This is a genomic window from Streptomyces sp. CA-251247, from assembly GCF_050952975.1.
Lineage (GTDB): Bacteria > Actinomycetota > Actinomycetes > Streptomycetales > Streptomycetaceae > Streptomyces > Streptomyces achmelvichensis.
The window spans coordinates 6926383-6939212 of record NZ_CP191861.1 but is presented as its reverse complement, the minus strand read 5'-3'; the positions used below and the strand labels follow the sequence as shown (position 1 = coordinate 6939212).

The 12830-nt window shown below is 72.1% G+C and carries 8 protein-coding genes and 2 pseudogenes; 5 read left to right on the top strand and 5 right to left on the bottom strand.

Features of this window, described 5'->3' with window-relative positions; genetic code table 11:
- The first annotated feature begins 2 nt into the window (after positions 1 to 2).
- Positions 3 to 1401: pseudogene (locus ACQPWZ_RS30905) on the top strand (GH1 family beta-glucosidase).
- On the opposite strand, the gene ACQPWZ_RS30900 reads toward ACQPWZ_RS30905, so the two are convergent.
- Entirely contained in the window at positions 1343 to 2245 is a 903-nt protein-coding gene (locus tag ACQPWZ_RS30900; protein WP_433572990.1) for an oxygenase MpaB family protein, read from the bottom strand. The pseudogene ACQPWZ_RS30905 and the gene ACQPWZ_RS30900 sit on opposite strands and share 59 nt — an antisense overlap.
- Before the next feature lie 89 nt (positions 2246 to 2334).
- On the bottom strand, positions 2335 to 3219 hold the full coding sequence (locus ACQPWZ_RS30895) for an ion transporter (protein ID WP_433572989.1): 885 nt from the start codon (positions 3217 to 3219) through the stop codon (positions 2335 to 2337).
- A 258-nt stretch (positions 3220 to 3477) separates the two neighbouring features.
- On the opposite strand from ACQPWZ_RS30895, the gene sph reads away from it, so the two are divergent.
- Together sph and ACQPWZ_RS30885 are read left to right on the top strand one after the other, a co-directional pair.
- Positions 3478 to 4464 (top strand): sphingomyelin phosphodiesterase, encoded by a 987-nt coding sequence (sph, locus tag ACQPWZ_RS30890; RefSeq protein WP_433572988.1) that lies wholly within the window; start codon positions 3478 to 3480, stop codon positions 4462 to 4464.
- Positions 4465 to 5193: 729 nt separating this feature from the next.
- Positions 5194 to 6267 carry a S1 family peptidase gene (locus tag ACQPWZ_RS30885; RefSeq protein WP_340476551.1) on the top strand — a complete coding sequence of 358 codons (1074 nt, stop codon included), beginning with the start codon at positions 5194 to 5196 and terminating at the stop codon, positions 6265 to 6267.
- A gap of 164 nt (positions 6268 to 6431) precedes the next feature.
- Here the strand turns inward: ACQPWZ_RS30885 and ACQPWZ_RS30880 are convergent.
- Positions 6432 to 6909 (bottom strand): annotated as a pseudogene (locus tag ACQPWZ_RS30880) (Appr-1-p processing protein).
- A gap of 143 nt (positions 6910 to 7052) precedes the next feature.
- Here ACQPWZ_RS30880 and ACQPWZ_RS30875 point away from each other — a divergent pair.
- A complete protein-coding gene (locus ACQPWZ_RS30875; RefSeq protein ID WP_340476549.1) occupies positions 7053 to 7817 on the top strand; it encodes a MerR family transcriptional regulator in 765 nt (254 codons plus the stop codon).
- A gap of 28 nt (positions 7818 to 7845) precedes the next feature.
- Here the strand turns inward: ACQPWZ_RS30875 and ACQPWZ_RS30870 are convergent, their stop codons facing one another.
- Entirely contained in the window at positions 7846 to 9402 is a 1557-nt protein-coding gene (locus ACQPWZ_RS30870; RefSeq protein ID WP_433572987.1) for an alpha/beta fold hydrolase, read from the bottom strand.
- Between the two features lie 93 nt (positions 9403 to 9495).
- Here ACQPWZ_RS30870 and ACQPWZ_RS30865 point away from each other — a divergent pair, with 93 nt between their 5' ends.
- Entirely contained in the window at positions 9496 to 10569 is a 1074-nt protein-coding gene (locus ACQPWZ_RS30865) for a MerR family transcriptional regulator (RefSeq protein WP_433572986.1), read from the top strand.
- 49 nt (positions 10570 to 10618) lie between these two features.
- Here ACQPWZ_RS30865 and ACQPWZ_RS30860 read toward each other — a convergent pair whose 3' ends face one another.
- Entirely contained in the window at positions 10619 to 12814 is a 2196-nt protein-coding gene (locus tag ACQPWZ_RS30860) for a 3-hydroxyacyl-CoA dehydrogenase NAD-binding domain-containing protein (RefSeq protein ID WP_433572985.1), read from the bottom strand.
- Positions 12815 to 12830: the final 16 nt, after the last annotated feature.

The following is a 12830-nucleotide window of genomic DNA, read 5'->3' as shown; positions in this document are numbered from 1 at the left end:
TCATGACCGCTGTCGACGCCCGCCCCGATACGACGACGGAGCTCCGGTTCCCCGCCGCATTCCGCTGGGGCACCGCGACCGCCGCGTACCAGATCGAAGGCGCAGCCGCGGAGGACGGCCGTACGCCGTCCATCTGGGACACCTTCAGCCGCACCCCCGGCAAGGTCCGTAACGGCGACACCGGCGACATCGCCGCCGACCACTACCACCGGATGCGCGAGGACGTCGCGCTGATGAAGCAGCTCGGCATCACCGACTACCGCTTCTCGGTCTCCTGGCCCCGGGTGCAGCCGACCGGCCGGGGCCCGGCCGTGCAGAAGGGCCTGGACTTCTACCGCCGTCTCACCGACGAGCTGCTGGCGGCGGGCATCCGTCCGGTGGCCACGCTCTACCACTGGGACCTGCCGCAGGAGCTGGAGGACGCCGGCGGCTGGCCGCAGCGCGAGACGGCGCAGCGTTTCGGCGACTACGCGGGCATCATGGCGGACGCGCTCGGCGACCGCGTGGCTGCCTGGATCACCCTCAACGAGCCGTGGTGCGCGGCCTTCCTGGGCTACGGCAACGGCGTCCACGCCCCCGGCCGCACCAGTGCGCACGCCTCCCTGCGCGCCGCGCACCACTTCAATCTGGCGCACGGCTGGGCGGCGCAGGCTCTGCACTCCGCCCTTCCGGCAACGTCCGAGATCGCGCTGACGCTCAATCTGCACGCGGTCCGTCCGCTGACGGACTCCGCGGCCGACCTGGACGCGGTGCGGCGGATCGACGCCGTCGGCAACCGCGTCTTCCTCGAACCGGTCTTCCACGGCCGGCTCCCTCAGGACCTGGTCCGCGACACCGCGACGGTGACCGACTGGTCCTTCGTCAGGGAGGGGGATCTGGAGGCGATCTCCCCCGATCGACTGGCTGGGCATCAACTACTACTCCCCCACCGTCGTCGCCGCCGGGTCGTCCGAGTCACCGTCGCCGTGGGCAGGAGCCGAGGAGCACGTACGGTTCGTCCCCGCGCCGGGCCCGCGCACCGCGATGGACTGGCCGGTCGACGCCGATGGGCTGTACGACCTGCTGACCCGGCTGAGCGAGGACCTGCCGGGCGTTCCGCTGGTCATCACGGAGAACGGAGCGGCGTACGACGACTACGCCGATCCCTCGGGCGAGGTCCACGACCCCGAGCGCGTCGCGTACCTCGCCTCGCATCTGACGGCCGTGCACCGGGCGATCGAGTCCGGGGCCGATGTGCGCGGGTACTTCCTGTGGTCGCTGCTGGACAACTTCGAGTGGGCCTACGGGTACAGCAAGCGGTTCGGCATCGTCCATGTCGACTTCGCGACCCAGCGGCGCACCTTCAAGGACAGCGCCCGCTGGTACGGCGACGTCGTCGCGCGCGGCGGGCTGGCCCGCTGAGGCCGGCGGCCCGCCGCGCCTCGCGCGCGAGCGGGAGGTAACGCAGCCGGTCGGGGAGTACGGGCACCACTGCCCGTACGACCCGGCCGAGGCGGACGAGCGCCCGCTCCTGGCGGTCGGTCCAGTCGAGGCCGATCGCCGCGCGTGCCTCGGGCGGCATGAGCCCGATGGTGAGGAAGCGGCGGATACGGACGAAGGACGGCAGAAGCGCCGGCCAGAGGGTCCCGAGGAGCGCTCTGACGGGCAGCGGGCCGAGGCCGGGCGGTGGTACCGGCGCGTCCAGGGCGATCAGTTCGCGCAGGACGGCGGTCTCCTCCACCTCGTCGGCGAGCACCCTGCGGAAGTAGGGCCAAAAGGCCTCGATCGTCGGGGGCATGTCCCTCTCGCGGATGCCGAGGACCCGGCCGACCTGGAGCCACTCCGCGTACAGCCGGCGCTCCTGCGCCTCGGTGAGGGGACGCGCGAGATAGTGCAGCGCGTGCTGGAACACGGGAAAGCCCGTGGCGTGCACCCAGGCGTAGTAGTCGGGGCTCAGAGCGTGGTAGGTGCGGCCGTAGGGGTCGGTGCCCTGCACGGACCGGTGGAGCCGGCGCACCCGCTGTCCTTCGCGGGCGGCCTCCTCCCCGCCGTACACCCACAGCTGGAGCGAGTGCAGAGAGCGCTCACCGCGTCCCCAGGGATCGGTGCGGAAGACGGAGTGCTCGTCGACGCCCGCGGCGACGGCGGGGTGGGCGACCTGGAGGGCGAGTGCGGCGGGCAGCATGAGCAGCTCGCGGACGTCGCCGACGACGGACCAGAGCACGCCGCCCGGCGGAGGCGGCGAAGGGGCCACAACCTGGGACATACCGCCATTTTACGGCCTGCCTCCTTGCCCTCACGGCCGCGTGCTCGGCTTCGGACGTCTGCGGGCCGAAGCCCTCACGTCCTCGTGCGTCAGGGTGTGGTGCCGGCCTTTTCCGGCTGGGCCGGGACCTGGACGAGGAGCCCTTCCAGATCCGCCAGGCAGGCCCGGGCGGCGGCGATCCGGTCCCGGAGTTCCTGGGCGGCCTCGGGGCCGGGTGCCGCGGGCGCCTTGCGCTCCTCGTCCAGCACCCGGGCCTGTTCGAGCGAGTTGATGACCACCCCGATCAGCAGATTGACCAGCAGGAACGAGCTGAGCAGCACATACGAGGCGTAGTAGAGAACGGACCAGGGCGAGATCTGGAGCCCCGCGTTGACGGCGTCGCCCAGTCCGTCGAGCGTCATCAGCACGAAGAGGGTGAGTGCCGCCCTCCCGAGCGAGCCGTAGTGCTCCGGGTCGGCCGTGGCGAAGGACGCCCAGCCGAGCATCGCGTACAGATACAGCAGCAGCGTGCCGACCAGCAGGAAGCTCACGGCTCCCGGGATGCTCTTGCCGATGGCGGTGACGATGATCCGCAGCTGCGGCAGAAAGCGTGCGGTGCGGATGACCCGGGCCAGGCGCAGCAGCCGCAGCACGGTGGTGTTCTCGCTGAGGAACGGCAGGAACGCGCTGAGGACGACCACCATGTCGAAGATGTTCCAGGGGTTGCGGAAGAAGTCCGCGGGGCGGTCGGCGTGAGCGGCGGCACGCACCAGGATCTCCAGGCTGAACACTCCCAGAAGCAGATGTTCGAGCAGCTTCAGCTGGAACTCCCAGCGGTCGGCGAAGCCCGCGTACGTCTCCACTCCCAGCAGGATCGCGTTGACCGCGATGGCGCAGACGGCGGCGGTGGAGAACCAGTCCGCCTCGGTCAGCAGACGGGCGCGGTACGCCAGTTGTCGCCTTCGGTCGTTCGCCATGTCGGTGCGCAGGCTCATTCGTTCCCCACCTGAGGTGTCTTCGGCTGTGAACTCTCCAGACTTGCGCACACATGTCCGTGGGACGGGCGACGCACACACCCGGGCCCGACAAGCCCACCCGGAGGGGTACCCCCTTCGCACACATGCCCGGCCCGTGAGTTGGTGAGATCGTTTTGTGGCGGCAAGAAAGAAGGCCCCGAGCCATTACCAAGGAGTAACTGCGGCTGCTTTGATGTGCGTCGCCGCTCGTACCCCCCACCTCACCCGGGAGTCCCTGTGCCGCCGTCCTCGCTCCGCCGCCTGCCCGTCGTGGCCCTGTCGACCGCGCTCGCCGCCGCCGTACTCACCGGCACGGCCCCGACGGCGTCCGCCGCGGCGGACGCGACGCCACGCCTGAAGGTGCTGACGTACAACACCTTCCTCTTCAGCAAGACGCTCTATCCCAACTGGGGCCAGGACCACCGGGCCGCGGCGATTCCCGCGACCTCGTTCTTCCAGGGCAACGACGTCGTCGTCATCCAGGAGGCGTTCGACAACTCGTCCTCGGACGCCATGAAACAGAACGCCGCCGCGCAGTACCCGTACCAGACACCGGTGATGGGGCGGAGCAAGAGCGGCTGGGACGCGACCGGCGGTTCCTACTCGGCCGCCACCCCCGAGGACGGCGGTGTCGCCGTCCTCAGCAAGTGGCCGATCGTCCGCAAGGAGCAGTGGGTCTACAAGGACGCGTGTGGCTCGGACTGGTGGTCCAACAAGGGTTTCGTGTACGCGGTGCTGAATGTGAACGGCACGAAGGTGCACGTCGTGGGCACGCACGCGCAGTCCACCGACTCCGGCTGCGGCGCGGGTGAGGCGGCCCAGATGCGCAGCCGCCAGTTCCGGGCGATCGACGCGTTCCTCGACGCCAAGAAGATCCCGGCGTCCGAACAGGTCGTCGTGGCGGGTGACTTCAACGTGGACTCGCGCACCCCGGAGTACGCGACGATGCTCGCCGACGCCGGGCTGGCCGGGGCGGACACCCGTACGGGCCACCCGTACTCCTTCGACACCGAGCAGAACTCGATCGCCGCGGATCGCTACCCGGACGACGCCCGCGAGGACCTCGACTACGTCCTGCACCGTGCCGGGCATGTGCGGCAGGCCGGCTGGACCAATGACGTGATCAAGGAGCAGAGCGCGCCCTGGACGGTCTCCAGCTGGGGCACGGACTACACGTACACGAACCTCTCCGACCACTACCCGGTGGCAGCGTCCGGGCAGTAGTCGCAAGCCCTTCGCGGTCGGCCGGCCCGCCTCGCGGCCGTGACCGCGAGGGTGTCGGGGTTCCGCGGTGGTGGCCGTGACGGCTTTCGGGCACGTCATGGCCACCGCTGCCGTTCACCGCCCTGGACGGTCGGCCCGCCTCCAGCGGGTCAGCCATCCGGCGGCAGGGACCGTCGCGGGTCGCAGGGGTTTCGGCGGCGGCGCGTGGGTGGCACAGGTCGTCACCACAACGGCCGCACGACCGGGCCGGCCGCTCCGGTTGCCGACGGGCCGCTTGCCCGGCGTGACGTTCACCTTTCTGGCCGAACTGCCGTGCGCGGGCGGCGCGGCACCCGGATGGCGGCGGGCCGATCCGCTGACCGGCCTCGCAGTCGTGGGCACCAACGGCCGGTGCCGCGCGGTCCGGCGTGGGTGCGGTTCGCGAGGACCGGTACGGACGGACCGGTGTGGCCGGGTGCGTGGCGGCGGAGGGCGCCGGGCCGATACCCGCGATTCGGGTGCGCCGGGCGGCCGCGGCCGCGGTGCGGAGCCGCGAGGTCCCGCCTGCCGCGGTCCGGCCTGCCGAACGATCTGACCACCCGTGAAGAACCGCTCTTCCGGGGGGCCTTCCACACTCTTGTCTGCGTGACAGGGTCATGCCACATTGAGTCCGCACCCCGGACTGGTCCAGTCCACACTGCTTCTCGGTAAATCCCCCCACAGCGGACACCTGCGAAGGAGAAGCCCCCCATGAGACGCACGCTCCGCGCGCGCATCTGCCTTTCGGTACTGCTCACCCTGCCCGCCGTCGGTCTCGGAACCGGGACCGCCCACGCCGCGCCCGACCCGGTGCCGAGCCCCGCCCCGGGCGTCACGGCCTCCCCCGGCCAGTACGCACTCGACTCCACGCTCGAACGGACCCTCGGCGACCGCTCGGCCGGCTCCTACCTGGACTCCGAGACCGGCGAACTCGTCGTCACGGTGATCGACCAGTCCGCCGCCGACGAGGTACGCGCCTCGGGCGCCCGGGCCGAACTCGTCGAGCGCAGCACCGCCCAGCTCGAAGCCGCCATGAACGTCCTCGAGACCAAGGCGAAGATCACCGGAACCTCGTGGGGCATCGACCCCTCGACCAACCAGGTCGCGATCGAGGCCGACCGGTCCGTCTCCGCGCTCTCCATGGCGCGCCTGACCCGGGTCGCCGCCACCCTCGGCGACGCCGTCCGCATCGCGCGTGTGCCGGGGGTGTTCACCAAGGAGGTCGCCGGCGGTGACGCCATCTACGGCGGAGGCGTCCGCTGCTCCGCCGCCTTCAACGCCGCGAAGGGCACGGTCCGCTACTTCGTGACCGCGGGCCACTGCACCAATCTCGGCGCCACGTGGTCGGCCACGTCCGGCGGCGCCGCGATCGGGACCCGCGAGGGCACCAGCTTCCCGACGAACGACTACGGCATCGTGCGCTACACCGGCACCGACCAGCCCGCCGGGAACGTCAACCTCTACAACGGCGGCTACCAGGACATCGCCTCCGCCGCCGACGCCATCGTCGGCCAGGCCGTCCGCAAGAGCGGCTCCACGACGCACGTGACCGCCGGCACCGTCACCGCCGTGAACGTCACGGTGAACTACGGCGACGGACCGGTCTACGGCATGGTCCGCACCACCGCCTGCTCGGCGGGCGGCGACAGCGGCGGCGCCCACTTCGCCGGTTCCGTCGCACTGGGCATCCACTCGGGCAGCGCCGGCTGCACGGGAACGAACGGCTCGGCGATCCACCAGCCGGTGAGCGAAGCACTGGCGGCGTACGGCGTGACCGTCTACTGACGTCATCGCGCGGACGGCCGAGGGTCGCTCACCCCGAGCGCGCACCCCCGGCCGTCCCGAGCGCACGCCCCAGTCCTGCGCGCACTCCCGGCCGTCCCGCGCGGGCACCGCTCGGGCCCCGGGGCCCGCGTCGGGGCCGGCCCCCCAGCGGCCCCCGGCCCGCCTCAGTCGTGGTCGTACACCGTGACCGCCGTCCCCCGCGACGTCAGCCGGTCGGTTATCAGCGGTTCGACCCGCGACCATCTGCCACCCGCGAGCCCGCAGCCGATCCGCGGCATGTGCACCGACGCCGACAGCTCCGCCGCCTGTACCGCCACCGCGGCAAGCGCCGTGTCGATCGCCCCGTACCGCACGGGAACCCCCTTGCTCCCGGTCCTGGTCCCCCGCTGTCCCACCATGTTGGCGACCCACAGATACGGGCCGACGCGGACGAACTGCACGGCGCCGAGGCCGAAGTCGTTCGACGCGCGGTCCCGGTGCCAGCGGCGGTAGGCCTGCTCCCGGCTCCGGCCAGCGGCGGGACAGCGCCAGCACGAAGCCCTTCCCCCAGCCGCCCAGGTCGTTGCAGACGTGCGCGATCAGCTTCACGCCTTTGCCCTGTGGCGCGGTGGCGTCCCCCCGTACATACGTGATCCCCGACATGCATCCACCGTACGGATCACCACTGACAATCGTCACTGACTATCGTTCCGCCCGCTCCCACCGCTTTCACAACAATGGTGAGACAGCAATACTGTTGCACCGCAGGGAGATCGACGACGAGCGGTGGAGAGCGAGGCACGAGCGTGGCGACCGAGACCGACGAGCCGACCCTCACCGTCGACGAACTGGCTGCCCGTGCCGGGGTGACCGTGCGCACCGTGCGCTTCTACAGCACCCGCGGGCTGCTGCCCCCACCGACCATCGGGCCCCGCCGCGTGGGCCACTACGGCCCCGCCCATCTGTCCCGGCTGGCCCTCATCGAGGAGCTCCAGCACCAGGGCATGACGCTGTCCGCCATCGAACGCTATCTCGAACAGCTGCCGGACGACCTCAGCGCCCACGACCTCGCGATCCATCGCGCGATGGTGGCGTCCTGGGCACCCGACTCCGCGGAGGAGGCGACCGCCGCCGAGCTGGAACGGCGGGCCGGGCGGCCGCTGAGCGAGGAGGACATCGGCCGGCTGATCGCGATGGACGTCCTGCAACGGGCGCCGGAGCCGGGCGTCTTCCGGCTCGACCGCGGGCTGTTCCGGCTCGGCGTGCAGCTGCTGGACGTGCCCATCGCCCACGAGACGATCCTCGCCGCCCGCACCGTTCTGGTCGAGCACACCCGCTCGGCCGCCCAGGAGCTCACCCGGCTGTTCCGGGACGAGGTGTGGAACCCGTACCGGCGCCGGGAGGCCGACCCCGAGCACGTGGCGGCGATGAAGTCCCTGTCGGCCCATATGCAGCCGCTGGTGGTGCAGGCCCTGGTCACCGCGTTCCAGCGGTCGCTCAAGGAGGAGCTGCGGGCCGCGTTCGGCGCGGAGCCGGACACCGAGCACGGCCCCGACACGGACCCGGCCTGATCCACACGACAGACCCTGGGTCCGCGGCTCAGGGCCGCAGACGGCCCAGCACCGTGCGCATCGCGTGGTGGACAGCCTCGCGCGACTCATCGGTCGGGTCACGGGTCTCGAAACCGTGATGCCCGTTCGGCACGTCGACCACCTCGACATGTGCACCGCAGCCGGTGGCCGTGGCCAGGAACTCCTCGACGGTGGCCGCGATCTCGGGGCTCTCCAGCCCCACCCGGGTGAGCACGACCGGCAGCGCACCCGCCTGCGCCACCGCCTCCGCGGGCCGGAACCGGCCGCCCGGGAGGCCCCAGTTCGGCAGTGGTGCCAGGACCGGGTACGTGGCCGCCAGGCAGCGCAGCCATGTCGGCGCCGCCGCCAGCCAGTCCGCCGCGAGGAGACCGCCGCCCGAGAAGAACCACAGGGCGATCCGGTCCGCGTCCACGCGCGGATCGGCCCGGACCCTCTCCACCGCGGCGGCCACGTCGCCGGCGGCCCGCTCGTAGTCGGCCACGTCGTGCAGGCGGTGGTCGAGCGTCACGCCCACCACGCCCTCGCCGGCCGCGTACCGCGCGTACCCGGTCAGCGTCGGCCAGTCCCGTGGGGTGGGCCGGGCGCCGGCGGGCACCGGCCCGCCGTGCACGAACACGACCGCCGGGCGCGGGGCCTCCGCGTGGGCCGGCAGGTACAGGTCCACGGTGCCGATCCGCTCGCGGGGTAGCTCGGGCACGTCGAGCAGGAAGGGCCGCAGATGGGCCGGCGGCTCCGTGGCGTCGGCCGGCTCCAGCCGGTCCCCCTCACCGGCAGCGGCCTTCAGCAGGACGTCGGCCAGCTCGGCCGGGCAGGACAGCATGGGCCAGTGCCCGGTGGGCAGTTCGAAGAAGGTCACCCCGGGGGCCGTCAGGACCTTCAGGGCGGGATCGCCCATGCCCACCAGCATCCGGACCAGCTCGATGCTCGTGCCGTTGCCGGTGCACAGCACACCGGTGGTGGGCACCGCGGACACGGCGCCGGTGAGCCGCAGCGGCTGGAGCAGCGTGCCCAGCGGCTGCGGTGCGGCGAGGCCGGTGAGCCGGTCGAGCGCCGCTGCGGGGACACCCGCCGTGCTGCCCCAGCGCTGCCACTCGTCGCGTGCCGGGGGCGGCAGCTCCCCCGGCTCCGTCCCGCTCCGCTCCGCCCCCGCCCGCTCGGCCAGCTGCTCACGCAGGCGCTGGTCGGGCACCGCGGCCAGGGCCGGGACACCGTCCCGCGGCAGGCCGGAGTCCACGCAGACGATCCGGGAGACGCGCTCCGCCCGCCGGTCGGCGGCGCCCATCACCGGATGGATGCCGTAGTCGTGGCCCACGAGCACGATCCCCCGGTCCGCCGCCGGGCCCACCGCGTCGATCACCGTGAGCACATCGGCGATGTGTGTCTCCAGATCTGTCTCCCGATCGACGGGCCTCTCGACGTCGGTGGGCGCGGCGGCGCCGGCCCCTGCGAGCCCGGTGAGGTCCACCGTGTGCACCTCGTCGCCCGCCTTCGCCAGTCGTGCGGCCGTCTCCTCCCACACCTGCGCGCCGGTGAACACGCCCGGCACCAGGATGAATGCGGTCATGGGCCTCTCCTCGATCGTCGCCCTCCGCGGACCGGTCCGATCGACCGGCCGCGCTCGCCGGTACCGTAGGAACTCCCCCTGAGGGAGGTTCAAGTGTTCTCCTCGCCCGACGGCCTGTGCGGCATCGGCGAGCTCGCCGAACGCGCGGGTGTCAGCGTCAAGACCGTCCGCTTCTACTCCGACAGCGGGCTGCTGCCGGAGGCCTCCCGCAGTGCCGGCGGGCATCGTCGTTACGGCCCCGGCGCACTGGAGCGACTGCGGTTGATCCGCTCGCTGCGCACCCTCGATCTGCCGGTGGCCGAGGTGCGCCGCGTTCTCGACGAGCAGGACGGCGAGGACCCCGCCGTCGCGGCGGGCGGTGCGCTGGAGGATGCCGTCGCCGGGCAGTTGCGCGCGATCGGCTCCCAGCTCGCGGCCCTGCGCTGGCGGGAGGCGGCCCTGCGACTGGTGCAGGAGAGCCCGCCCGGCGAGCGGGCGGACCGGCTGCGGCTGGTCGGGGCGGTGACCGCACCGCCGAGCACGGCCCCGCTGGCCCGTTTCTGGCGTGCCTGGCTGCCGCCTCGGATGCCGGCCCGGGCGACGTCCGCGTTCCTGGAGGTGGCGGTCCCCCATCCGCCCGACGACCCGGACCCGGCGCAGGTGCTCGCCTTCGCCCGGCTGTCCGCGATGACGACCGGTCCGTGCGGCGGGTCGAAGCCGTGCCGTCCGCACGCGCACCAGGTCGCGGGATCCCGTGGGGCGGCGGTGCTGTACGCGGGCCTTGCCGAGGCGTACGAACTGGCGGGCGCCCAGATGCGCCGCGACCGGGGGCCGTACCCGGGTGAGGCGCTGGACGGCTTCGTGGACGCGTACGCGAGCGCGTTCGGGACCCGGGACACCCCGGGCTTCCGCCGTCTGCTGTCCGGGCAGCTCGCCGCCGACCCGCGGATCGACCGGTACTGGGAGCTGACGGCCGAGCTGATCAGCCCGCCGGACGGACCGCCCGAACCGACGCCCGGGTCCGCGCACGACTGGCTCCTCGCGGCACTGGACTCCCACGTGGGGACCGGGGCGGCCGTGCCCGCAGGCGAATCGGCGCCGGCATCCGAAGACACCGGCGCCGATTCCCGCAGGGCCGGCCGGGGTGAGCGCGCCGCCGACGAAGGCGGCGCACTCACCCGCGGATGACGCAGGAGGCGCAGGAGGCGCAGGGACCGGCAGGCGGCCCCGATCGTTCCTAGAGCGTCTGCCCTTCGTCGCTGAACCGCTCGCCCCGCTCCGCCTTGTGCACCAGCAGCGCCGGCGGTTCGAACCGCTCACCGTAGGCAGCGGCCAGCTCGCGGGCGCGCGTCACGAAGCCGGGCAGCCCGCCCTCGTACCCGTTGATGTACTGGAGCACCCCGCCCGTCCAAGCCGGGAAGCCGATGCCCATGATCGAGCCGATGTTGGCGTCCGCGACGGATGTCAGGACGTTCTCCTCCAGGCAGCGCACCGTGTCGAGCGCCTCCGAGAAGAGCATTCGCTCCTTCATGTCCTCGAAGGGGATCTCGACGTCAGGCTTCGCGAAGTGCTCGCGCAGCCCGGGCCAGAGTCCGGCACGCTTGCCCTCCTCGTCGTACTCGTAGAAGCCGGCCCCGCCGCTGCGGCCCGGGCGGCCGAACTCGTCGACCATCCGGTCGATGACCGCGTCCGCCGGGTGGCCCGCCCAGGTGCCGCCGGCCTCCTCGACCGCGCGCCGGGTCTCGTTGCGGATCTTGCGCGGCAGGGTGAGCGTCAGCTCGTCCATCAGCGAGAGGACCTTGGCCGGGTAGCCGGCCTGGGCCGCGGCCTGCTCGACCGAGACGGGGTCGGCGCCCTCGCCGATCATCGCCACGCCCTCGTTGATGAACTGGCCGATCACACGCGAGGTGAAGAAGCCGCGCGAGTCGTTGACGACGATGGGCGTCTTGTTGATCTGCCGGACCAGGTCGAAGGCGCGGGCCAGCGCCTCGTCGCCGGTGCGCTCGCCCTTGATGATCTCGACGAGCGGCATCTTGTCGACGGGCGAGAAGAAGTGCAGCCCGATGAAGTCGACGGGGCGCGTCACGCCCTCGGCGAGCGCGGTGATGGGCAGCGTCGAGGTGTTGGAGCAGAGCAGCGCGTCCGGTTCGACGATGTCCTGGATCTCCTGGAACACCTTGTGCTTGAGCGTGGTGTCCTCGAAGACCGCCTCGATCACGGCGTCGCAGCCCGCGAGGTCGGCGGGGTCGGCGGTCGGCGTGATGCGGGCGAGCAGCGCGTCCCGCTTGGCCTCGGTCGTACGGCCGCGGGACAAGGCCTTCGCGAGCAGCTTCTCGCTGTACTCCTTGCCCTTGTGCGCCGCTTCGGCGGTGACGTCCTTGAGGACGACGTCGATACCGGCCCGGGCGCAGGAGTAGGCGATGCCGGCGCCCATCATCCCGGCACCGAGCACCGCCACCTTGCGGACGGGGCGCGGCTCGATGCCCTGCGGCCGGTTGGCCCCGGAGTTGACGGCCTGGAGGTCGAAGAAGAACGCCTGGATCATGTTCTTGGCGATCCGGCCGGTGACCAGCTCGGTGAAGTACCGGGCCTCGATGGTCTGCGCGGTCTCGAAGTCGACCTGGGAGCCTTCCACGGCGGCCGCGAGGATGTTGCGCGGTGCCGGGTAGGGGGCGCCTGCGGTCTGCTTCTTGAGGTTCGCGGGGAAGGCGGGGAGGTTGGCGGCGAACCGCGGGTTCGACGGCGTGCCGCCGGGGATCTTGTAGCCCTTGACGTCCCAGGGCTGCTGGGACTCGGGGTTGGCGTCGATGAAGGCGCGCGCCTTGGCCAGCATCTCGTCCTGGGTGGCGGCCACGTCGTGGACCAGGCCGTTCTCCAGGGCCCGCTGCGGGGAGTACTGGGTGCCCTGGAGGAGCACCTTGAGCAGCGCGTCGGCGATGCCGAGCAGGCGTACGGTCCGGGTGACGCCGCCGCCCGCGGGCAGCAGTCCGAGGGTGACCTCGGGCAGGCCGATCTTCGAGCCGGGTGCGTCGAGGGCGATGCGGTGGTGGCAGGCGAGGGCGATCTCGTAACCGCCGCCCAGAGCCGCGCCGTTGATGGCGGCGACGACCGGCTTGCCGAGGGTCTCGATCCGGCGCAGGGCGTGCTTGATGGACATGCCCGCGTCGAAGGCCTGCTGGGCGTTCTCCGGACCGATCCTGATCATGTCCTTGAGGTCGCCGCCGGCGAAGAAGGTCTTCTTCGCCGAGGTGAACACGATGCCGCGGATGGAGTCCTGCTCGGCCTCCGCGCGCTGCGCGACGGCCGCGATGGAGTCCCTGAACGCCTGGTTCATGGTGTTCGCGGACTGGTTGGGGTCGTCGAGGACCAGGGTGACGATGCCGGTGTCGTCCTGTTCCCATCGGATGGTCGAGGAAGTGGTGGTCTCGCTCATGGTGTGGCTGCTCCGT

Bases quoted from the DNA above. Each gene is read 5' to 3' on its own strand.
- ACQPWZ_RS30900 (WP_433572990.1), bottom strand. From the start codon at position 2,245: ATGTCCCAGGTTGTGGCCCCTTCGCCGCCTCCGCCGGGCGGCGTGCTC.
- ACQPWZ_RS30895 (WP_433572989.1), bottom strand. From the start codon at position 3,219: ATGAGCCTGCGCACCGACATGGCGAACGACCGAAGGCGACAACTGGCG.
- ACQPWZ_RS30885 (WP_340476551.1), top strand. From the start codon at position 5,194: ATGAGACGCACGCTCCGCGCGCGCATCTGCCTTTCGGTACTGCTCACC.
- ACQPWZ_RS30870 (WP_433572987.1), bottom strand. From the start codon at position 9,402: ATGACCGCATTCATCCTGGTGCCGGGCGTGTTCACCGGCGCGCAGGTG.
- ACQPWZ_RS30860 (WP_433572985.1), bottom strand. From the start codon at position 12,814: ATGAGCGAGACCACCACTTCCTCGACCATCCGATGGGAACAGGACGAC.